Annotated in this window: 19 protein-coding genes; 10 read left to right on the top strand and 9 right to left on the bottom strand. The window is 62.8% G+C overall.

The window, feature by feature from the left end:
• Positions 1-116: 116 nt before the first annotated feature.
• Positions 117-1,229 carry a YcbK family protein gene (locus NKH80_RS12405; RefSeq protein ID WP_352991895.1) on the bottom strand — a complete coding sequence of 371 codons (1,113 nt, stop codon included), beginning with the start codon at positions 1,227-1,229 and terminating at the stop codon, positions 117-119.
• Between the two features lie 327 nt (positions 1,230-1,556).
• The gene (phaC, locus tag NKH80_RS12400; protein ID WP_352991772.1) at positions 1,557-3,392 is read right to left on the bottom strand and encodes a class I poly(R)-hydroxyalkanoic acid synthase; all 1,836 of its coding nucleotides are present in this window, start codon (positions 3,390-3,392) and stop codon (positions 1,557-1,559) included.
• 97 nt (positions 3,393-3,489) lie between these two features.
• On the opposite strand from phaC, the gene NKH80_RS12395 reads away from it, so the two are divergent.
• The 5 genes from NKH80_RS12395 to recJ all read left to right on the top strand — a co-directional run bounded on the left by NKH80_RS12395 (position 3,490) and on the right by recJ (position 9,519).
• Entirely contained in the window at positions 3,490-3,876 is a 387-nt protein-coding gene (locus tag NKH80_RS12395) for a hypothetical protein (protein WP_352704470.1), read from the top strand.
• A gap of 40 nt (positions 3,877-3,916) precedes the next feature.
• Complete coding sequence (locus tag NKH80_RS12390) at positions 3,917-5,134, top strand: LL-diaminopimelate aminotransferase (RefSeq protein ID WP_254818358.1); 1,218 nt, start codon at positions 3,917-3,919, stop codon at positions 5,132-5,134.
• Positions 5,135-5,176: 42 nt separating this feature from the next.
• The gene (locus NKH80_RS12385) at positions 5,177-6,490 is read left to right on the top strand and encodes a homoserine dehydrogenase (protein WP_352704468.1); all 1,314 of its coding nucleotides are present in this window, start codon (positions 5,177-5,179) and stop codon (positions 6,488-6,490) included.
• 200 nt (positions 6,491-6,690) lie between these two features.
• Positions 6,691-7,674: a class II fructose-bisphosphatase gene (gene glpX / locus NKH80_RS12380; RefSeq protein ID WP_352991770.1), complete on the top strand. Its 984-nt coding sequence runs from the start codon at positions 6,691-6,693 to the stop codon at positions 7,672-7,674.
• 60 nt (positions 7,675-7,734) lie between these two features.
• A complete protein-coding gene (gene recJ, locus NKH80_RS12375) occupies positions 7,735-9,519 on the top strand; it encodes a single-stranded-DNA-specific exonuclease RecJ (RefSeq protein WP_352751291.1) in 1,785 nt (594 codons plus the stop codon).
• Positions 9,520-9,540: 21 nt separating this feature from the next.
• Here the strand turns inward: recJ and NKH80_RS12370 are convergent, their stop codons facing one another.
• The 3 genes from NKH80_RS12370 to folE all read right to left on the bottom strand — a co-directional run bounded on the left by NKH80_RS12370 (position 9,541) and on the right by folE (position 11,740).
• On the bottom strand, positions 9,541-10,512 hold the full coding sequence (locus NKH80_RS12370; protein WP_352689962.1) for a patatin family protein: 972 nt from the start codon (positions 10,510-10,512) through the stop codon (positions 9,541-9,543).
• An 84-nt stretch (positions 10,513-10,596) separates the two neighbouring features.
• Entirely contained in the window at positions 10,597-11,067 is a 471-nt protein-coding gene (gene hisI / locus NKH80_RS12365; protein WP_352479758.1) for a phosphoribosyl-AMP cyclohydrolase, read from the bottom strand.
• A 10-nt stretch (positions 11,068-11,077) separates the two neighbouring features.
• Positions 11,078-11,740, bottom strand: a complete 663-nt coding sequence (folE, locus tag NKH80_RS12360) for a GTP cyclohydrolase I FolE (protein WP_254818364.1) — start codon at positions 11,738-11,740, stop codon at positions 11,078-11,080.
• 240 nt (positions 11,741-11,980) lie between these two features.
• On the opposite strand from folE, the gene NKH80_RS12355 reads away from it, so the two are divergent.
• On the top strand, positions 11,981-12,427 hold the full coding sequence (locus NKH80_RS12355; protein WP_023678879.1) for an iron-sulfur cluster assembly scaffold protein: 447 nt from the start codon (positions 11,981-11,983) through the stop codon (positions 12,425-12,427).
• Here the strand turns inward: NKH80_RS12355 and NKH80_RS12350 are convergent.
• Positions 12,424-13,338, bottom strand: coding sequence for a LysR substrate-binding domain-containing protein (locus NKH80_RS12350; protein WP_352689963.1), 915 nt, complete (start codon positions 13,336-13,338; stop codon positions 12,424-12,426). The two genes, NKH80_RS12355 and NKH80_RS12350, sit on opposite strands and share 4 nt — an antisense overlap.
• 337 nt (positions 13,339-13,675) lie before the next feature.
• Between NKH80_RS12350 and yidD the strand changes: the two genes are divergently transcribed.
• The 3 genes from yidD (at position 13,676) to thrS (ending at position 17,146) form a co-directional block, all read left to right on the top strand.
• Positions 13,676-14,050: a membrane protein insertion efficiency factor YidD gene (gene yidD / locus NKH80_RS12345; RefSeq protein ID WP_352689975.1), complete on the top strand. Its 375-nt coding sequence runs from the start codon at positions 13,676-13,678 to the stop codon at positions 14,048-14,050.
• A 145-nt stretch (positions 14,051-14,195) separates the two neighbouring features.
• Positions 14,196-15,008 carry a class D beta-lactamase gene (blaOXA, locus tag NKH80_RS12340; RefSeq protein WP_352991768.1) on the top strand — a complete coding sequence of 271 codons (813 nt, stop codon included), beginning with the start codon at positions 14,196-14,198 and terminating at the stop codon, positions 15,006-15,008.
• A 164-nt stretch (positions 15,009-15,172) separates the two neighbouring features.
• Positions 15,173-17,146 carry a threonine--tRNA ligase gene (gene thrS, locus NKH80_RS12335; RefSeq protein ID WP_352991766.1) on the top strand — a complete coding sequence of 658 codons (1,974 nt, stop codon included), beginning with the start codon at positions 15,173-15,175 and terminating at the stop codon, positions 17,144-17,146.
• A gap of 128 nt (positions 17,147-17,274) precedes the next feature.
• Here the strand turns inward: thrS and NKH80_RS12330 are convergent, their stop codons facing one another.
• The gene (locus tag NKH80_RS12330; protein ID WP_254818398.1) at positions 17,275-18,240 is read right to left on the bottom strand and encodes an RgsD C-terminal domain-containing protein; all 966 of its coding nucleotides are present in this window, start codon (positions 18,238-18,240) and stop codon (positions 17,275-17,277) included.
• A gap of 156 nt (positions 18,241-18,396) precedes the next feature.
• Here NKH80_RS12330 and NKH80_RS12325 point away from each other — a divergent pair, with 156 nt between their 5' ends.
• Positions 18,397-18,981: a nitroreductase family protein gene (locus NKH80_RS12325; RefSeq protein WP_352737125.1), complete on the top strand. Its 585-nt coding sequence runs from the start codon at positions 18,397-18,399 to the stop codon at positions 18,979-18,981.
• Between the two features lie 18 nt (positions 18,982-18,999).
• On the opposite strand, the gene NKH80_RS12320 is transcribed toward NKH80_RS12325, so the two are convergent.
• Complete coding sequence (locus NKH80_RS12320) at positions 19,000-19,881, bottom strand: HpcH/HpaI aldolase/citrate lyase family protein (RefSeq protein WP_352991764.1); 882 nt, start codon at positions 19,879-19,881, stop codon at positions 19,000-19,002.
• A gap of 3 nt (positions 19,882-19,884) precedes the next feature.
• Positions 19,885-20,334 carry a MaoC family dehydratase gene (locus NKH80_RS12315; RefSeq protein WP_352991762.1) on the bottom strand — a complete coding sequence of 150 codons (450 nt, stop codon included), beginning with the start codon at positions 20,332-20,334 and terminating at the stop codon, positions 19,885-19,887.
• Between the last annotated feature and the right edge of the window lie 13 nt (positions 20,335-20,347).

Below are 20,347 nucleotides of genomic sequence, written 5' to 3'. Positions count from 1 at the left end.
GGCTGCGACAACTTTTTTCCTTTGGCTCCAAACCGCGTCTTTCCGACAGCCAAGCTGGTTTTGCGGCATGATGTAGCGTCGCCGAGCGAACTTCGCAGTGGCCGAAGAACCTCGCCCTAACCGCGCCTGCGGCAACGCCAGTTCCAGTCGCGCTCGGGGCCGACATCGACATGGACGGATTCGGTGTGGCAGTAGGTGCCGACGCCGCCGCGGCCCGGCATGGTGCGGATGTAGCTTGCCAGTTCCCACTTCGAGACGCCGGGAACCTGGATGTCGGCGGCGGCGCAGTACATGTGCAGCGAATTCTTGGCGCCGTTGGCGCGGCGGTTGCGGGCCGGATCGCGATAGCCGGAGGTGACCGTCATCTTGCGGCCGTAGTGGCCTTCGATCGTCTTCAGCACGCGAACCAGCGACGGCTTCAAGCAGGCGACATCGACGCTTTCGTTCTGTTTCAGGAGGCCGTTGGGCGCCAGCCGGGCAAGGCCGGCGGCGGAGGCGACCTGGTAGGCGCCACCCGAACCTTCGTCTTCGTTGAGATCGACGTCGCTCTCATCGTCGAGGCCGGATTTGCGCTTGATCTCGAACAGCGCCGTCTGGCGCACGCCCGGCAGCGCATCGGCCGTGAAATGGCTGGTATCGCCGGTCGACACCAGCTGCACCGGCTTTTCTGCCGAATTGGCCGAGGCCAGGGTAACGGTGGGTTTTGCCGCAGGCGTCGCCTTGGCCCGCACGACCGCTGCCTGCCCGCCCGATCTGCTGTTGGCCGGCGATGCTGCCGAAGCGGGGGTGGCGCTGAACAGCGAGGCCAGGAAGTTTTTCTTCGGTGCGTAGGCCTGTGGCTGCGGCATCTCGCCGGCGGTTACATAGACCGGGTTGTTCGTCGCCGCCGCGGCGGCCTTGGCGTCGGGCTTCGATGCATCAGCACTGTTCTGTGCCACGGCCTGTTCGGCCGTCTGGGCGTTTGGTTGCAGCGGCTGCGGCGTGTGTCCCGCGATCGTCTCGGCTGCCGTTGGAACGGCGATCGGGAAGCCGGCATCGGGCTTGGCCCCTGGCTTGGCTATTGGCACATAGGCGACTTGCTCGGGAAGGTTGGCGTCACCGTCGGCATTCATCGTCATTTGTGCGGTTGTCATCTGCGACGATGATGCGGCCGTGCTGGCCTGGGGCGCACCGGCGGCCGTGCTGATTTCGGTAGCCGAGGTATTGTAGCCTGGCATGCCGACCGACATGGTCGGGTCGCCGGCCGAGGTGCAGGACGCCAGGAGCACCGAGAAAAGCGCCGCCACAATGGCGCGGCTTTCTCCCTTCGCGAGGCGCGATCCTGCTGATCTCAAAACAAAATTCCCCCTCGATATCCGACCGGTTCGTCATTGGCGCGGCGCCGAAACGTCTCGTCGAAATGACCCTTGTTCCCCGAACCGGAAACGAGACCTGTGTCAAATCTGCAAGCCTCAAAGTAATTTGGCGGCTAGAGGATGAATCAAGGCTGCTCAGGGTTGACGGCACCATTTCGCCCGCTTTTGGCGGCGCGTCAACTCACCACACATTACAGATGGTTACACGCGCACCTTGACATAGGTGCCGGGGGCTTCGCCTAGAACTTGCATGTGCTCGCCCGGTTTGCGGGCCGGAACGCGGGTATTGTCCTTGGCTTCGATCCAGCGTTGCCAGTGCGGCCACCAGGAACCGGGGTGGGCTGTGGCCCGGGCGAGCCATTGGTCAAAGTCGCCGGCCGGCTTGCCGCCGGTCCAGTATTGATATTTTTGCGCCGCCGGCGGATTGACGACCCCGGCGATGTGGCCGGAGCCGGCCATGACGTAGTCGACCTCGCCGCCGAAATATTTCGAGCCGAGGAATACCGATAGCGCCGGCGCGATGTGGTCCTCCTTAGAGGCGAGGTTGTAGACCGGAATGGTAACGTCCTTCAGCGAAACCGTGCGGCCCGCCAGTTCCATCATGCCTTGCGAGAGCCTGTTCTCGAGATAGCAATTGCGCAAATAGAAGGAATGGTTGGCAGCGCCCATGCGGGTCGAATCGGCATTCCAGTAGAGCAGGTCGAAGGGCAGGGGATCCTTGCCGCGCATGTAGTTGTTGACGACATAGGGCCAGATCAGGTCGCCCGAGCGCAGCATGTTGAAGGCAGTCGCCATCTTGGTGCCGTCGAGATAGCCTTTCTCGTTCATCGCCTTCTCGACGGCCGCGACCTGCTCCTCGTCGACGAACACTTTTAGATCGCCGGCATAGGTGAAATCGACCTGGGTCGTGAAGAAGGTGGCGGATTTGATGCGGTGGTCGCCTTCCTGCGCCATCAGCGCCAGGGCCGCCGCCAGAAGCGTGCCGCCGACGCAATAGCCGATGGCGTTGACCTGCCTTTCGCCGGTTGCCTTCTCGATCGTGTCGAGGCCGTATTGCAGGCCCTCCCTGATATAGGCCTCCCAACTCTTGGCGCCGTGCCGCTCGTCCGGGTTGATCCAGGAGATTACGAACACGGTGTGGCCTTGCTCGACCGCCCAGCGAATGAAGGATTTTTGCGGGTTGAGATCGAGGATGTAGTATTTGTTGATCCATGGCGGGCAGATCAGCAGCGGCCGCTTGAGCACGGTGTCGGTAGTCGGCTCGTATTGCAGGATTTCGGCGACGTCGCTGCGGCCGACCACCTTACCCGGCGTGGCGGCGAGATTCTTGCCGATCTCGAAGGGCGAATAATCTGCCTGCCGCAGCTTCAGGTCACCCTTGCCCGCGGCGATGTCCTCGGCGAGCATCTTCATGCCGCGCACCAGGTTTTCGCCGTTCGAGGCGACAGTCTCGCGAAACAATTCCGGATTGGTCAGGATGAAATTCGACGGCGAGATGGCATTGGACACCTGCTTGACATAAAAGCCGGCCTTGTGGCGGGTATGCTCGTCGAGGCCGTCGGCGTGCTCGACCAGTTCGGCCGCCCAGCGCGAGGTGACCAGATACGCCTGTTTGAGGAAATCGAAGAAGGCGTTGCGGCCCCATTCCGGGTCCTGGAAACGCTTGTCGCCGCGCTCGGGCTTGACCGCATCCTCGGCGTCCTCGGCGCCGGCGCCGACGCGCTGGACAGCATTGGCCCAGACGGTCATGTAGCCGGAAAACAGCCGCGTTTGCGCCTCCAGCGCGCGCTGCGGGTCGGAGAGCCAGTACTCGGTGAGCTTGGAGAACGTCTTCACCATGTCGACGACCGGCTCGGCGACGTGATCGCGTACCTCGCCCTTTTCCCGCGGCTCGGCCCATGCCGAGGCGGCTTTGCCGGCCTGCTCGATCATGCGGGCCATGTTCAGAGCGAATCGTTCCGGGTCCTTCACCAGATATTGCTCGACGGTCGAAGGTTGGTCATCTTCCGCTTTGCCCGAATCGGGTGTTTTGGCCATGGTTCGCGGGGTTCCTCCCGAAGCGTTTTGTTGACATATTACCATGGGATATCGAACAGGGTCCAATGTGCTCTAACCCGGCCGCCAGGAAAACAATATGACGATTAATATTGGCAAGAACGTTTTTTCCGGCACTGGTCGTTTTTGCCGCATGGCGCTCGTCATGTTGGCGATGGCCGGTTGCACGAGCAGCAACATGGAAGGTGCGGCGCCCGCCACCGGCCTTGTCGGCGCGAAGGACACCGGTTCCTATCCGAACCTGAACATCCGGCCGCAGGTGGCGGCCGAGCAATTCACCGACGAGGAAAAGAACGCCAAGCTCGCCCAACTGAAGGCCGAGAAGCAGAGCCAGACCGCCAAGGGCGGCGGCGTCAAGGTTGCGGACCAGGCAGCGCTGGACCAGCTGGCAAAAAAACACGGCGCCGAGGCGCTGAAGCAGATCGAAGGCAAATGCGACCCCGCTCTCGACCCTAGTTGCAAATAAGCTTATACGCGCGACCGCAACCTCACTGTCTGGAACTGCCATGGAAGAATTTCACAAGGTCCGCCGGCTTCCGCCCTATGTCTTCGAACAGGTCAACCGCCTGAAGGCCAGCGCCCGTTCGCGCGGCGCCGACATCATCGATCTTGGCATGGGCAATCCGGACCTGCCGACGCCCAAGGCCATCGTCGACAAATTATGCGAGGTGGTGCGCGATCCGCGCACGCACCGATATTCGTCGTCGCGCGGCATTCCGGGTCTGCGCCGTGCACAGGCCAACTACTATGCCCGCCGCTTCGGCGTGAAGCTCGACCCGGACAGCCAGGTGGTGGCGACGCTCGGCTCGAAGGAGGGCTTCGCCAATATGGCACAGGCGATCACCGCCCCCGGCGACGTGATCCTGTGCCCCAATCCGACCTATCCGATCCACGCCTTCGGCTTCATTATGTCGGGCGGCGTCATCCGCTCGCTGCAGGTCGAGCCGGACGACGGCTTTATCCCGGCCCTGGAGCGCGGCATCCGCCATTCGATCCCGAAGCCGCTGGCTCTGATCCTCAATTATCCGTCCAACCCGACGGCACTGGTCGCTTCGCTCGATTTCTACAAGGAGGTGGTGGCCTTCGCCAGGAAGAACGACATCATCATCCTGTCGGATCTTGCCTATTCGGAGATTTATTTCGACGGCAATCCGCCGCCTTCGGTGCTGCAGGTGCCGGGCGCCATAGACGTCGCCGTCGAGTTCACCTCGATGTCGAAGACCTTTTCGATGCCGGGCTGGCGTATGGGTTTTGCGGTCGGCAATGAACGGCTGATCTCGGCGCTGACGCGGGTGAAATCCTATCTCGACTATGGCGCCTTCACGCCGATCCAGGTGGCGGCGGCGCATGCACTGAACGGCGACGGCGCCGACATCGCCGAAGTGCGCGACGTCTACCGCAAACGCCGCGATGTCATGGTCGACTCCTTCAGCCGTGCCGGATGGACCATTCCCGCACCGGCGGCATCGATGTTCGCCTGGGCGCCGATCCCGGAGCCGTTCAAGCACCTTGGCTCGCTTGAGTTCTCCAAGCTCCTGATCGAGCACGCCGACGTCGCGGTGGCGCCGGGCGTCGGCTTCGGCGAGCATGGCGACGATCACGTGCGCATCGCGCTGGTCGAAAACGAGCATCGGATCCGGCAAGCGGCGCGCAACATCAAGCGCTTCCTCGCATCCAGCGCCAAGCAGCCGAATAATGTCGTACCGCTCGCCGCGCATCGCTGATCTTATACACATCGACCGAATTGTTGAGGGGCGTCGCCGGACATGGCTGAAGCGTTGCGTGTTGGAATTGCCGGCCTCGGCACCGTCGGTGCGTCTGTGGCCCGTGTGCTGCGCGACAAGGCGGCCGAACTGACGCGGCAGTGCGGACGCGATATCGTGGTGTCGGCGGTTTCGGCCCGCGATCCCAAACGCGACCGCGGCGTTGATCTTGGCACAGCACAGTGGTTCGACGATGCCGTCAAGATGGCGCAGATCGCCGAGATAGATGTCTTCGTCGAGCTGATCGGCGGCGACGAAGGCCCGTCGCGCTCGTCCGTCAAAGCGGCGCTCGAGGCCGGCCGACATGTCGTTACCGCAAACAAGGCATTGCTTGCCAAGCACGGGGTGGCACTGGCCGAGATCGCCGAGAGGAAAGGCGTGCTGCTCAATTACGAGGCGGCGGTGGCCGGCGGCATTCCGGTTATCAAGACAATGCGCGAGGCGATGGCCGGCAATTCGGTGACCCGCGTTTTCGGCATCCTCAACGGTACCTGCAACTACATACTGACACGCATGGAGGCCGAGGGCCTGTCCTTCGATGCCTGCCTGAAGGACGCGCAACGGTTGGGCTATGCCGAAGCCGACCCGACCTTCGACATCGAGGGCCACGACACCGCACACAAGCTGTCGATCCTGACCAGCCTGGCTTTCGGCACGAGGATCGCCGCCAACGATATCTATATGGAGGGCATCTCCAACATCAGCCAGGCCGATATCCGTGCGGCCGGCGATCTCGGCTACCGGATCAAGCTGCTTGGCGTCGCCCAACGCACCGAAAGCGGCATCGAGCAGCGCGTGCATCCGACCATGGTGCCGACGGCCTCGGTCATCGCGCAAGTGCACGGCGTCACCAATGCGGTGGCCATCGAGACCGACATCCTCGGCGAATTGCTGCTCTCCGGCCCCGGTGCCGGCGGCAACGCCACCGCATCGGCGGTGATCGGCGACATTGCCGACATCGCTAAAAGCCGGCCTGGCTTCCAGCATGGTCCGGTTTTCGGCCGGCCGGCGAAGGAGCTCAAGCCCTATAAGAAGGCGCAGATGCGCAGCCATGCCGGGGGTTATTTCATCCGGCTGACCGTGCACGACCGCCTCGGCGTCTTCGCGGCAATAGCCAAGCGCATGGCCGACAACGACATTTCGCTGGAATCGATCGTCCAGCATGCCGCCGGTCCGGAAACCGAGGCACAGAAGACCGTCATCCTGGTGACCCACGAGACGACCGAGGCGGCGGTGCGCAAGGCCGTCGACGGCATCACCAGGGACAGCCTTCTGACCGACAAGCCGCAAGTCATCCGCATCGAGCGGGCCGGATAGAAGTCTCCTTATTTGCCTTTAATCGATTGATATTGCTGCGTTTTCAAAAAGGTCCAGCGCAGGTCTTGCTGTTGTCACGGGGCTTTGACACAAGGAGCGCGTCTCTGGCGGGAGGCTAATGCATGTCGCCCAAAAGTGTGCGGCGGTTTTTGGGACGACGACATGCATGAAAACAAAGTGCCAACGAGGATTGTCCATCGATGAATGTGGCCCAGAACATTGTCGCCGGCCTCGACCGGATACTGACCATGGAATTGGTGCGCGTCACCGAACGCGCCGCGGTCGCGGCCGCCAGATTGCGCGGACGCGGCGACGAGAAAGCCGCCGACCAGGTTGCGGTCGATGCCATGCGGCAGGAACTCAACCGTCTTGCCATCAACGGCACGGTAGTGATCGGCGAGGGCGAGCGCGACGAGGCGCCGATGCTTTATATCGGCGAGGAAGTCGGTACCGGCAAAGGCCCGGCTGTCGACATCGCGCTCGATCCGCTCGAAGGCACGACGATCTGCGCCAAGAACCTGCCCAACGCATTGGCCGTTATCGCCATTGCCGAAAAAGTTAGCCTTTTGTTCGCGCCGGATGTCTATATGGACAAGATCGCGATCGGCCCGGGCTATGCCGACGGCATCATCGACATCGATGCCTCGCCGGCCGAAAACATCGCCAGCCTCGCCAGGGCCAAGGGCGTGCCGGTGGCGGAGATCACCGCCTGTATTCTCGACCGGCCACGCCATGGCGCGTTGATCGAAGCCGTGCGGGCGACCGGCGCCGCGATCCGTCTGATCGGCGACGGTGATGTCGCCGGGGTCATCCACACCACCGATCCGGACGAGACCGGTATCGACATTTATCTCGGCACCGGAGGCGCGCCGGAAGGCGTGCTTGCAGCTGCCGCCTTGCGCTGCACCGGTGGCCAGATGCAGGGCAGGTTGATCCTCGATACGCCGGAAAAGCTGGCGCGCGCCGCCAAGATGGGCATCTCCGACCCCAAACGGATCTACCACACGCAAGACATGGCACGCGGCGACGTGCTGTTTGCCGCGACCGGCGTCACCGACGGCAATATGCTGGCCGGCGTCAAGTTCGGCCACAATTTCATCACCACGCACACGATCGTGCTGCGCTCGTCATCGCGGACCGTGCGCGAGATCAAGGCCAGGCACCAGGATCTGGAAAAGTTTTGATTTCGACTCAGTTAGCCGTTGCATATTGTGCGCAATGACAAATTGCAGACGGCGCATCACGTGACGGGGGAAAGACGCTTTTTCCTCGATGTCAGGCAATCGGCCACCGGCGTTTCCTGGGAACACCGGCTGACCGAGCGCCAGGACATGGCCGCGCTCGCCATCGCGCAAGGTTATGGCGTGCCCGACATCGTGGCGCGCGTGCTGGCCGGGCGCGGCGTCACCGCCGAGCAGACCGAGCGGTTTCTCGATCCGACCATCCGCAACCTGCTGCCCGACCCGGCATCGCTGACCGACATGGACAAGGCCGCCTCTCGTATCGCCCAGGCGGTGACGGCCAGGGAAAAGGTAGCGATCTTTGGCGATTACGATGTCGACGGCGCCGCCTCGTCGGCGCTGCTCAAGCGCTTTCTCGCGCATTTCTCGGTGCCGTCGGAGATCTACATACCGGACCGCATCTTCGAGGGTTACGGCCCCAATCCGGAAGCGATGCGCGAACTCGTCTCGCGCGGCGCGACGCTGATCGTCACCGTCGATTGCGGCACCAATAGTGCTGCTTCCATCGATGCGGCGAAGGCCGCCGGCGCCGACGTCGTGGTGCTCGATCACCATCAGGTCGGCGGGCCGTTGCCGGCGGCGGCTGCGGTCGTTAACCCAAATCGCGAGGACGACCTTTCCGGCCAAGGTCATCTTTGTGCCGCCGGCGTCGTCTTCCTTTGCCTGGTGCAGACCGCGAAGATCCTGCGCGGCCGCTTGCCGGATGCCGCACCGCCGGACCTCCTTGCCCTGCTCGACCTGGTGGCGCTGGGCACAGTCTGCGACGTGGTGCCGCTCACCGGCGTCAACCGCGCCTTCGTGATCAAGGGGCTGCAGGTGGCGCGGCAGCAGAGAAACGAAGGGCTGGCGGCGTTGGCGCGGGTCTCGCGTATAGGCGAGCCGATCAGCACGTTCCATCTGGCCTTTCTGATCGGTCCGCGCATCAACGCCGGCGGGCGCATCGGCGACGCAGCACTTGGCAGCCGCCTGCTTGCAACCGACGACCCGGTCGAAGCCCGCACCATCGCCGAGACGCTGGATCGGCTCAACCAGGAGCGGCAGTCGATGGAGCAGGAGATGCTGGCCGCGGCGCGCTCAGAGGCCGACGCCGAGCTTGCCGGCGGCAATGGTCCGGCCATCGTGGTCACAGCCAGCAGCAACTGGCACCCGGGCATTGTCGGCCTGCTTGCCTCGCGGCTCAAGGACCATGCGCGCCGGCCCGCATTTGCCATTGCCTTCAACGCCAACGGTGTCGGTACGGGTTCAGGCCGTTCAGTGTCTGGCTTCGACCTCGGCCGGCTGGTGCGCGAGGCTGCCGATGCCGGACTTATCGTCAAGGGCGGCGGCCACGGAATGGCGGCCGGCATCACTGTCGAGCGGGCGAAGCTCGGCGAACTCAGGGCTTTCTTCGAAGAGCGCGCGGCGGTGGACGTGTTCCGCCTGCAAGGGCAGGAGAGCCTGGCGATCGACGGTGCGCTTGCCGCCGAGGGCGCGACGCTCGCGCTGCTCGATGCACTTGAGAGGGCAGGGCCGTTCGGCGCAGGGCATGTCGCGCCGGTGTTCGCGCTGCCGCGCCACCGGCTTGTCGATGCGCGGGCGGTCGGCACCAACCACATCCGCGCCGACCTGCAGTCGGAAAGCGGCGGCCGCATCCAGGCGATCGCCTTTCGCGCCGTCGATACCGCGCTCGGCGAATTCCTGTTCAAGAACAGGGGTAAGCCGGTGCATGTAGCCGGCTCGCTGTCGGGCAACCACTGGAACGGCAACCGCACGGTGCAATTTCGTATCGTCGACGCGGCGCTTGCCTGAGAAGCTCGCCGTCCGCTCTGCCTAAGCGAGGACGGTCTGCAGCCGGGTCAGGTCGCCGATCTGCGCCATCGTTGCCTGGTAGCCGATACGGATTGCTTCGTCGGCGCGGTGGAATTCGGTCAGGCCGATATGGCTGAGCTTCGGCTGCAGCGATATGTCCGGCGGGTCGCCGGCCAGCCTGGCGCGCGAAATGCGATCCTGAATGATGTTGAAGGCCTCGACCATGACGCCGGTAATGCCGAGCCGCGTCTCGCGCGACTGGCGTTCGGGATCGGCGTGGCCGGCCCGCGGCGCGTCTTTCTCGATGACCAACTCGCCGGCATTGTGCTTGATCACCGCGGCGCGGCCGAACAGATCGTAGTGAAGGTTCACCGCGACCACGAGCGGCTGCTCGTAGGCACGGCAAACCGAGACCGGCACCGGATTGACCAGGGCGCCGTCAACCAGCACACGCCCATTGCAGGCGACCGGCTCGAACACGCCGGGCAGCGCGTAGGAGGCGCGCATTGCGGTGCTCAACGAGCCGCTCGACAGCCAGATCTCATGGCCGGTGCGGATTTCCGAAGCGACGCAGACGAATGGTTTTGGCAGGTCCTCGAAGCGGATGCCGGCTATGTGCTCGCGTAGCCGCGCATCGAGCTTCATGCCACCGAACAGGCCGCTGCCGCGTAGATTGAGGTCGAGAAGGCCAAAAATGCGCCGCCTGGTCAGGCTGCGCGCGAATTCTTCCAGCTCGTCGAGCTTGCCGGCAACATAGCAGCCGCCGACCAGCGCGCCGATCGAGGTGCCGGCGATCATCGACACTTCGATGCCGGCTTCGTCAAGCGCGCGCAGCACGCCGATATGCGCCCAGCCGCGCGCACAGCCGCCACCCAATGCCAGCGAAATCCCTGTTTTGCCCGGAGATATGGTTTCGGATGCGCCCGCGGCCGAGGAGAGGCCATTCGCCTCCCGAACGTCAGGTCTGTTGCGCAATGACGCCCAGTCGAGCATCACAATCTCCCTTGTCCCACGGTCATCCTACAGGCGGGCCGTATCGAAATCATGAATACACGTGGCTGAAGTGCTGCGAATGGTTCATATTGATGGTGTATTGGGCTTTCGATAGGTTTTTTCCGCATCGAACAGCGGCTTGCTGCCGTCGCTGGCAAGCGTCCCTTTGCCATCGCTCAGCCCCACCGTCCGATAAAAGCATGAACGTCGGCCGGTGTGACAAGTTGCTTCATGACCCAGCACTTTGACGCGCAACCATATCGCGTCCTGGTCACAATCCGTGAGCATCTCGACGACCTGCTGGACATTGCCCGAGGTTTCGCCCTTCTTCCACAGCGCGTTGCGCGAACGCGACCAGTAGTGCGCGATGCCGGTCTCGAGCGTTAGCGCCAGCGCCTCGGCATTCATATGCGCGACCATCAGCAGCATGCCGTCTTCGGCATCGGTGACGACGGCGGTGACGAGGCCGCCGGCATCGAAGCGCGGCGAAAGGACCGTGCCTTCCTCAAGCGCCTTCTTGTCTGAGGGAGCTTTCGGGAATTCCAATGCCGACATTCGCCGGTCCTTATTTAACGAAGGTGGGGCGGGTCTGATCAGTTCCGCCGCCGCGCACCATGGTGACGAAGCGGACCTGCTCTTCGGGTGTATCCTTGAAGGCGCCGGTGAAGGTCGAGGTCAGCGTGGTGGAGCCCTGCTTGCGGATGCCCCGCATGGCCATGCACATATGCTCGGCTTCAAGCATGACCGCCACGCCGCGCGGATTGAGGACGTCCTGGATGACGCCGGCAATCTGCGCCGTCATCGCTTCCTGGGTCTGCAGGCGATGGGCGAAGATGTCGACGACGCGGGCGATCTTGGACAGGCCGACAACCTTGCCGTCAGGCAGATAGCCGACATGCGCCTTGCCGATGATCGGCACCATGTGATGCTCGCAATGCGAGTGGAAGGATATGTCCTTGACGAGGACGAGGTCGTCATAGCCGGCGACTTCCTCGAAGGTGCGGCCAAGTTCCTCGGCTGGGCACATATCATAACCGTTGAACATTTCGCGGAAGGCCTTGGTGACGCGCTTCGGCGTGTCGATCAGGCCCTCGCGGTCAGGGTTGTCGCCGGTCCAGCGCAGCAAGATGCGCACAGCGGCTTCGACTTCGGCCTCGCTCGGCCGGTCGGTGACCGGCTTTTCCATATAGGCGGACCGCGGCATGAGTTTCTTGATAACGGCGTCCATAAAGGCGTCTCCCGTAGTTCCTCTCTCAGGAGGAACGAGTTGAACGGACCACGACCTTTCGGGTGTCAGAAACTCGCCCGGTTTCCAGCCCGTAAGTGGCGTGAACAGAATTGGGCACGACGAGGTTTGTGGTCGCCTTGTCGATACCCGACTACCGCCATTATATATGCTCGTGCCGAGCGAAAGGAAGACGCCAGAGCGGCAATGACTGTTCGCTGGGCGGCGACGGATTGGAAAAATATGATCGACGATGTCTACAATGCGAAAATTCTGGGTTTTGCCGGAAACATCGCACGGATCGGCCGGCTCGACCGGCCCGACGCAACCGCACGAGCACATTCCAAGCTGTGCGGCTCGACGGTGACCGTCGATCTGAAGATGGATGATGGGGTCGTCAGCGATTTCGCGCATGACGTGAAGGCCTGTGCGCTTGGCCAGGCGTCCTCTTCGATCATGGCGCAGCATGTCGTCGGCGCCAGCGCCGAAGAATTGCGCAGCGTGCGCGAGACGATGCTGAAGATGCTGAAGGAAAATGGTCCGCCGCCCGAAGGCCGCTTCGCCGACCTGAAATATCTGGAACCGGTGCGCGACTATAAGGCGCGCCACGCCTCGACCATGCTGACCTTCGACGCAGTGGTCGACGCCATCGGTCAGATTGAGAAGAAGCGGGCCGAGGAGGCGGCCTAGATCTCGGCAAGGAAACGCCGGCTTTCGGCGAATTCCGCCCGGACCCAGTCGGCAAAAGCCCTGGCCGGCTCTGAAAGGTCATTCAGCCTTCTGGCCACCAGCCAATAGGCGCCGGACGCGACGTCGATGTCGAAAGGCTTGATCAGCGCGCCGGACGCAAGTTCTTCGCCGATCTGCAGAAGATCGCCCAGCGCGACACCATGTCCAAGCAAAGCTGCCTGCTTCGAAAGCGAAGCATCCGCCAGCATCGGGCCGCGCGCAGGCACGGCCTCAGCCGTCACGCCAGCCGCTTCGAACCAGCGCGCCCAAGCCTGACGGTTTTCTTCGTGCAGCAATGCGTAGCGACCAAGGTCGATCGGTTTTTCCAGAGCTGGCCCGGATGCAAGAAGCGCCGGCGACAGGACTGGTGAATCGACGACCGCGGCAAGCTGTTCGGCTTCGCTGCGTGGCCATGAGGTGGCGTGCGCACTGAAGCGCAGGGCAAGTTCGGGCTGATCGCTGCGAAACTCTATCAACCTCGGGTCGACCTCAAGGGAAACGTCGATATCGGGTCGCAACTCGCGAAAGCGGTTGAGCCGCGGGACCAGCCATACGGATGCAAGCGATGGCTCGACGCTGACACGGACCACGGACTGCGTCTGGGCCGCCGTCAACTCCGAAAGCAGCCTGTCGATGCCCTCGAAACTTCTGACCAACTGGTCGAGCAGCCGCCGGCCGGTGTCGGTCAACTCGACGCGGCGATGATGGCGGAAGAACAGAGGTTGGCGCAGGAAGGCTTCGAGCTCGCGGATCTGGCGGCTGATCGCTGCCTGCGAGACGTAAAGCTCCGCGGCCGCACGGCTGAAGCTCAGGTGACGACCGGCTGCTTCGAAGCTTCTGAGAGCCGTCAGGGGGAGGTGTCCGCGCTTCATTCGCATAACTCAGAGTTATCTGACGTGGACGTTATACTCGTTTGAAGGGCAAGGCCAGCGGCGCTCTAATCGGCGCTCAAGGAGTGCTGCCATGATCCAGTTTCTCAACGTTCTGGGCGATGTCGTACGGATCGCGACGTTTCAATGGCATGACGAGAAACCCATAGGGATTGGTGCGAGGAGAGGCCGCCGACCAGCGTCGCCGTATGCCGGAAGCCGACGCCCGACCGCTACCCGACTCGCCGTGCCAGGCCATGACGGGATTGCCGAAACGCCATTGCGTTCCTGGCCCGATGCGCACATCTATCGTGTTGAAAAACGTGATGTGGAGACTGCGGTGGTTGGCCAATATCGGCATGCGCGCGGTGCCAGGCCGATTCGACAAGGACGCAACTGGCCCGGCCCGTGGCGCAAGACGCCGGGCCGCCTCTTCGGTACCGCGCTTGTCCGACTCTACCAGCTGACGCTGTCTGGCTTTGTCGGCAATTCCTGCCGGCATTTGCCGACCTGTTCCGAATACGCGCACGAAGCGATCGCCCGCCACGGGCTGTGGGCCGGTGGCTGGATGGGGTTTTTCCGGGTGCTGCGCTGCGGACCGTTCGGAACGCACGGCATCGACCGCGTACCGGAGATCCTGGCTGATCGTTACCGTTGGTTCACGCCATGGCGGTACTGGCGGATCGGGAAAAAACGTGGCGACCTGGACAGTTGACCGCAACTGTTCGGTGCACAACCGGACCGCTTTTACGATCTGGTAGGGTTAACCGCAGCTTGCGCGGACATAGCGCATTTAAGACAAAATCGAGACAAGACGCCTCGCTAAGCCGCTCCTGACACCCTTCAGGAGAGATTGCCAAATGCGCCGGATAGATCGTCTTCCCTTCGTTTTCGCCGTGGTTCTCTATGTCGTGGCGTGGCTGTTGGGTTTTCCGATCCGTGCGCAATCGGCGCCGCTCGGGGACGTCGAATGCACGCTGATCGTCGACGCCGCAGGCGGCGAGACGCTGTATCGCGAAGGAACCTGCGATCAGCGCGTCAGCCCCGCCTCCACGTTCAAGGTTCCGCTCGCGCTGATCGGCTACGATGCTGGAATCCTGAGCGACGAGCACACGCCAAGCTGGGAGTACAAGGCAGAGTTCAATGCGCCGAAACGGGACCGCAAGACCGTCGACCCGACGATCTGGGAAAGGGATTCGGTCATATGGTTCTCACGCGAAATTACGCGCCGGCTCGGCAGCAAACAATTTGCCGGCTATGTGTCGAAATTCGAGTATGGCAACACGGACGTTTCCGGAACTCCCGGCAAGAATGATGGACTCACCCATTCCTGGGTGAATTCTTCGCTCGAGATATCGCCCGTCGAACAGGTCGATTTCCTGCGCAAGCTGCTGGCGCGAAAACTGCCTGTTTCGAACACGGCGCACGCCATGACCGGTGCGATCATACCGACGTTTCGAGCAGGCGATTGGACGGTGCAGGGCAAGACCGGGACGACCGGGCTCGGCGACGCCGACAAGCGCTCGCTTGGCTGGTTTGTCGGCTGGGCGCAGAAGGATGCTCGCAAGATCGTCTTTGCCCGCCTGGTAATCGATACGGAACGTTCCGACACGCCCAAGGGACCCAAGACGCGGGCGATGTTCCTGAAAGAGCTGCCGAATCTCGTCAGGTGACCATATCCGGCTTTACGGCGCCGAAAACTGTCCATAAAAGACCGCTCGCCGCCGGACGCATCCGGCTCTTACTTGATGTTCGTAACCCCAAAACAGCTAGGCAGTTTTGGGCGACGTGCATTTTACCACCCGCGCTCGTTTGCGGGACTGGATAGGAGAACTTTATGCTGAATTCCGTTTCCCTGACATTTCCCGATGGCTCCGTCCGCGACTACGACGCGGCGATGACCGGCGCCGGCCTGGCGGAATCGATCTCGAAGTCGCTGGCCAAGAAGGCCGTTGCCTATTCGATCGACGGCACGCTGCGCGATCTTTCCGACCCGATCGGCAAGCCGGGCAAGGTCGAGATCATCACTCGCGAGGACCCGCGCGCGCTGGAGCTCATCCGTCACGATGCAGCCCATGTGCTGGCCGAAGCCGTGCAGGAACTTTGGCCGGGTACGCAGGTGACCATCGGGCCGGTGATCGAAAACGGATTCTACTACGACTTCGCCCGCAACGAGCCGTTCACGCCCGACGATTTCCCGGTGATCGAGAAGAAAATGCGCGAGATCATTGCGCGCAACAAGCCGTTCACCAAAGAGGTATGGTCGCGTGAAAAGGCGAAAAGGATCTTTGCCGACAAGGGCGAGCGCTACAAACTGGAGCTGATCGACGCCATTCCCGAGGATCAGGATCTCAAGATCTATGCGCAGGGCGACTGGTTCGACCTTTGCCGCGGCCCGCATATGGCCTCGACCGGCCAGATCGGCAGCGCCTTCAAGCTGATGAAGGTCGCCGGCGCCTATTGGCGCGGCGATTCGAACAACCCGATGCTGACGCGCATCTACGGCACGGCCTGGGCCGACCAGGCGCAACTCGAAGCCTACCAGACGATGCTGGAGGAGGCCGAGAAGCGCGACCACAGGAAGCTCGGCCGTGAGATGGACCTGTTCCATTTCCAGGAGGAGGGGCCGGGCGTCGTGTTCTGGCACGCCAAAGGCTGGAGGATGTTCCAGAACCTGGTCAATTACATGCGTCGCCGCCTCGACGAGCAGGGCTATCAGGAAGTCAACGCGCCGCAGGTGCTCGACAAAAGCCTGTGGGAGACATCAGGCCACTGGGGCTGGTACCGGGACAACATGTTCAAGGTGACGGTTGCTGGCGACGACACCGACGACGACCGGGTGTTTGCGCTGAAGCCGATGAACTGCCCCGGCCATGTCCAAATCTTCAAGCACGGGCTGAAGTCCTACCGCGATCTGCCGGTAAAATTTGCGGAATTCGGCAATGTGCATCGCTATGAGCCGTCCGGCGCGCTGCACGGGCTGATGCGCGTGCGCGGCTTTACCCAGGACGATGCCCACATCTTCTGCACCGAGGAACAGCTCGCCGACGAGTGCATCAAGATCAACGATCTGATCCTCTCGACCTATGCCGATTTCGGCTTCGACGAAATCACCGTCAAGCTGGCGACCCGCCCCGAAAAACGGGTCGGCACCGACGCGATGTGGGATCATGCTGAGGGCGTGCTGCAGGACGTGCTCGACAAGATCGCGGCGCGGTCGGGCAACCGGATCAAGACGGGCGTCAATCCGGGTGAGGGCACGTTTTACGGGCCGAAGTTCGAATATGTGCTGAAGGACGCCATCGGCCGCGAATGGCAGTGCGGCACCACACAGGTCGACTTCAACCTGCCGGAGCGTTTTGGCGCCTTCTACATCGGCTCCGATTCGGAAAAGAAGCAGCCGGTAATGGTGCATCGTGCCATCTGCGGCTCGATGGAGCGGTTTCTAGGCATCCTGATCGAGAATTATTCCGGCCATTTCCCGCTCTGGTTCGCACCGCTGCAGGTGGTGGTGGCGACGATCACTTCCGACGCCGACGACTACGCGCGAAAGGTCGTCGCGCAGCTGAAGGCGGCCGGGCTGATTGCCGAAGCCGACCTGCGCAACGAGAAGATCAACTACAAGGTCCGGGAGCATTCGCTGGCCAAGGTCCCGGTCATCCTCGTCTGTGGCAAGCGCGAAGCCGAGGAAGAAACGGTCAATATCCGCCGTCTCGGTTCGCGCGACCAGGAATCGCTTGGTCTCGCAGCTGCCGTGAAGCTGCTTGCCGACGAGGCGGTGACACCCGACCGCAAGCGCCGCGCGGCCTGAACCAGCCGACCTGCAATGAATGGCGGTGGAGCGATCCACCGCCATTTTCATATGACTGTCGCGCCGCGGGCCTATCCGGCAAATCGATCTGGCGCGACGCATGCGCAAGGCAGCTTAGAGGGCGCGGCTTAGTCGGCGCCTTCCTCGGAATCGATGGCCGAAGCCTCTGTGGCCAGAACCTCGATATCCTGGTTGTGCCCCGCCACCACCGTAAAATCCTTCTGGTAGATGCGGTCGCGGTTCTTGGCGATGATGGTGTAGTCGCCCTCGGCCAGCACCATCGAGGCAAAGGCACCGACGGTTTCCTTGATCGGATCGCCGGATTCGTTCAGCAGCGACCAGGAGGTGTCGGCGATCGCCTCGCCGCCCGGTTCGCGCACCAGCTTCATGGTCATCTCGGCGGCACGGTGCTCGACGGTCGCTTCAGTCAGCTTGCCGGCCTCCACTCGGATGTCGGAGCGGATGACCGCGTTCACAGCGCCATAGGTCGAAACAACGTGGTAGGTGCCGGCATTGAGCCGCACGACGCTATTCGGCTCGACATCGGGTATGATCAGGGCGCGATCGCCGTCGGCCGCGGCGTGGCTCTCATAGATCGAGAAGCGCAGCTTCTTCGGCGGTATGCGCACCCCACCGGACAGCACGGCATCGAGCTTGAGGCCGCCTGCATCGAGCACGAGGCTCTCGCGCTTGGCTTCCTTGCCGACGGTGATGCGCTTGGTGGCGCCGGCCCTCCCGTAGGAGGCGTGGACCAGATAGGAACCCGGCTCGAGCTGGAATACGGCGGTACCGCCATGAGCGGAGGCGACCATCGGCAACTTGCCGTCGCTGGCCGATTCGGGCTTGAAGACGCGCCAGACGATGCCGCGCGTGATGTCGGCGCCCTTGTCTGTCAATTGCGCCGACAGCGTGATTGCCCCGCTGCTCCCCAACACCAGCGATGTCTCGCTTTTCGGAGGCGCATAGCCCGAAATTCCGGGAAGTTTCAGTTCGCCGAGGCCGTCCACATCCTGGGCGACGGCGAGCGAAACCGGCACCATCAACAGTGCGGCAGCGAGCCATATCAGGAAAAGACGCAATGTCCCCTCAAACATGCCTTGCGTTGAAGCCCAAGGCGGTGGCAATTTCAAGGCTTAAGAGTCCGGTCGGCTTCTGCTACACGGCTCTTTGTCCGGCGCGCCGCGCCAATGCCCAAGCCGCCCGATGTCCCGATGGTGCGCTTCAGCTCAAATTCCAGGAGACTTGCGCCCATGGCGTCGCCGATCATCGATTTCCTGCTGACCCGAAATTCCGCGCCGATCCCGGATTTGAAAGAACCGGCACCCGGCGATGCGGAGATCGCGACGATGATCGCCGCAGCCTCGCGGGTGCCGGACCATGGCCGGCTGGAGCCCTGGCGTTTCATCTTGTATCGCGGCGAAGCTCGCATCGAGATCGGCAAGAAGCTGGCGGCACTTGCCGAACAGCGTGAAGGGCCGCTGCCGGAAGGCCGCCGCAACCAGGAATTGGCGCGCTTTTCGCGGGCGCCGCTGGTTATCGGCGTGATCTCGATCCCCAGGGAAAATCCAAAGATCCCGCAATGGGAGATGTTCCTGTCCGGCGGCATGGCCGCGATGAACCTGATGCTCGCCGCCAATGCGCTGGGCTACGGCACCAACATGATCAGCAACTGGTATTCCGACGTGCCCGAGGGCAGGGCGATCCTCGGCCTGGCGCCACATGAGCGGGTCGTAGGCTTCGTCCATATCGGCTCCTACCAGGGGCCGGCACCGGAGCGGCCACGGCCCGATCCCGCAAAGCTCTATGCCGATTATTCAGGGCCGTGGGTGGGATAATTTCGGCGCGGAACAGACCTAAACGCCAAGCCCAGCTACCCCGGCCCGCGCCAGGAGCCGCTCGGCCAGTTTTAGATGCGGACGGTCGTACATCTTGCCGTCGATTCCGACGACGCCGGGGTTTCCCGCCGCCTTAAAGGCCTCGACGATCGCCAGGGCGCTTGTCACCGCTTGCGCCGAAGGCGTGAAGGCGGCGTTGATGACCGGCACCTGCGCCGGATGGATCGCCATCTTGCCGGTGAAACCGTCGCGCTCGGCCTCGGCGCATTCGGCCTCGAAGCCCGCCATGTCGCGAAAGTCCGGAAAGACGGTGTCGATTGCCGCGACTTCCGCGGCACTTGCGGCAAGCATGGTCATGGTGCGGGCGAGGCGGAACACATCCGTGTAGCGGCCATTCGCGTCGCGCGTCGCGTGCGCGCCGATCGCCGCCGACAAATCTTCCGCCCCCCAGGTGACGCCGACAAGCCGCGCGCTTGCACGGGCGTAGGTCGCTGCGGCCAAGACCCCTGCGGCCGTTTCTGTGATGATCGGTAGGATCTTTATAGCTCCATCGGGCAGGCCGCTTTCAGCTTCGTGCACCCTGAGCTTGGCCGAGAGATGCTGGACATCCAATCCGCTGTTCGACTTAGGCAGCATGATGCCGTCTGGTTTTGCCGGCACGAGCGCCGCCAGATCGTCGTCGGTCAGTCCGGTCGAAAGATCGTTGACGCGCACATAGATCACGGAGCTGGTTTGGTGCCTGTGCCCGGCGATGAAACGCGCCGCTGTGTCGCGCGCCAGCCCCTTGTTCTGCGGGGCAATCGAATCCTCGAGATCGACGATGACCACGTCGGCACCCACGCCAAAGCCCTTTTCCAGCTTCTTTTCCGAATCGCCGGGGACGAAGAGCAAAGAACGCATCGGCTACGCCTTTTTCATCATCATGGCTTGCCTCGTGCATTTGGCAACCAGCATGTCGTTCTGGTTATAGGCGCGATGCTCGAACTCGACGATACCGCGGTCCGGTTTGGACCTGGAGTCGCGCACCGAAACCACCGTGGTCTCGACGCGAATGGTGTCGCCGTGGAAGACGGGGTGCGGAAACACTGTCTCCTTCATGCCGAGATTGGCGATGGTGGTGCCGACGGTGATGTCGTTGACCGAGATGCCGATCATCAGGCCAAGCGTGAACAGCGAATTGACCAGCGGCTTGCCCCATTCGCTCTTGGCGGCGAAATCGAAATCGATGTGCAGCGGCTGCGGGTTCAGCGTCATCACCGAAAACAGCATATTGTCGCTTTCGGTCACGGTCTTGCGCAGCGTGTGCTTGAACACTTGGCCGACAGCGAACTCCTCAAGATAAAGCCCGGCCATGGTCGATCTCCTC

Origin of the sequence: Mesorhizobium sp. M0904 (assembly GCF_040319475.1) — a bacterium.
Classification (GTDB): domain Bacteria; phylum Pseudomonadota; class Alphaproteobacteria; order Rhizobiales; family Rhizobiaceae; genus Mesorhizobium.
Note: the sequence above shows the minus strand (reverse complement) of the source record. Positions and strands in the feature narration are given on the sequence as shown.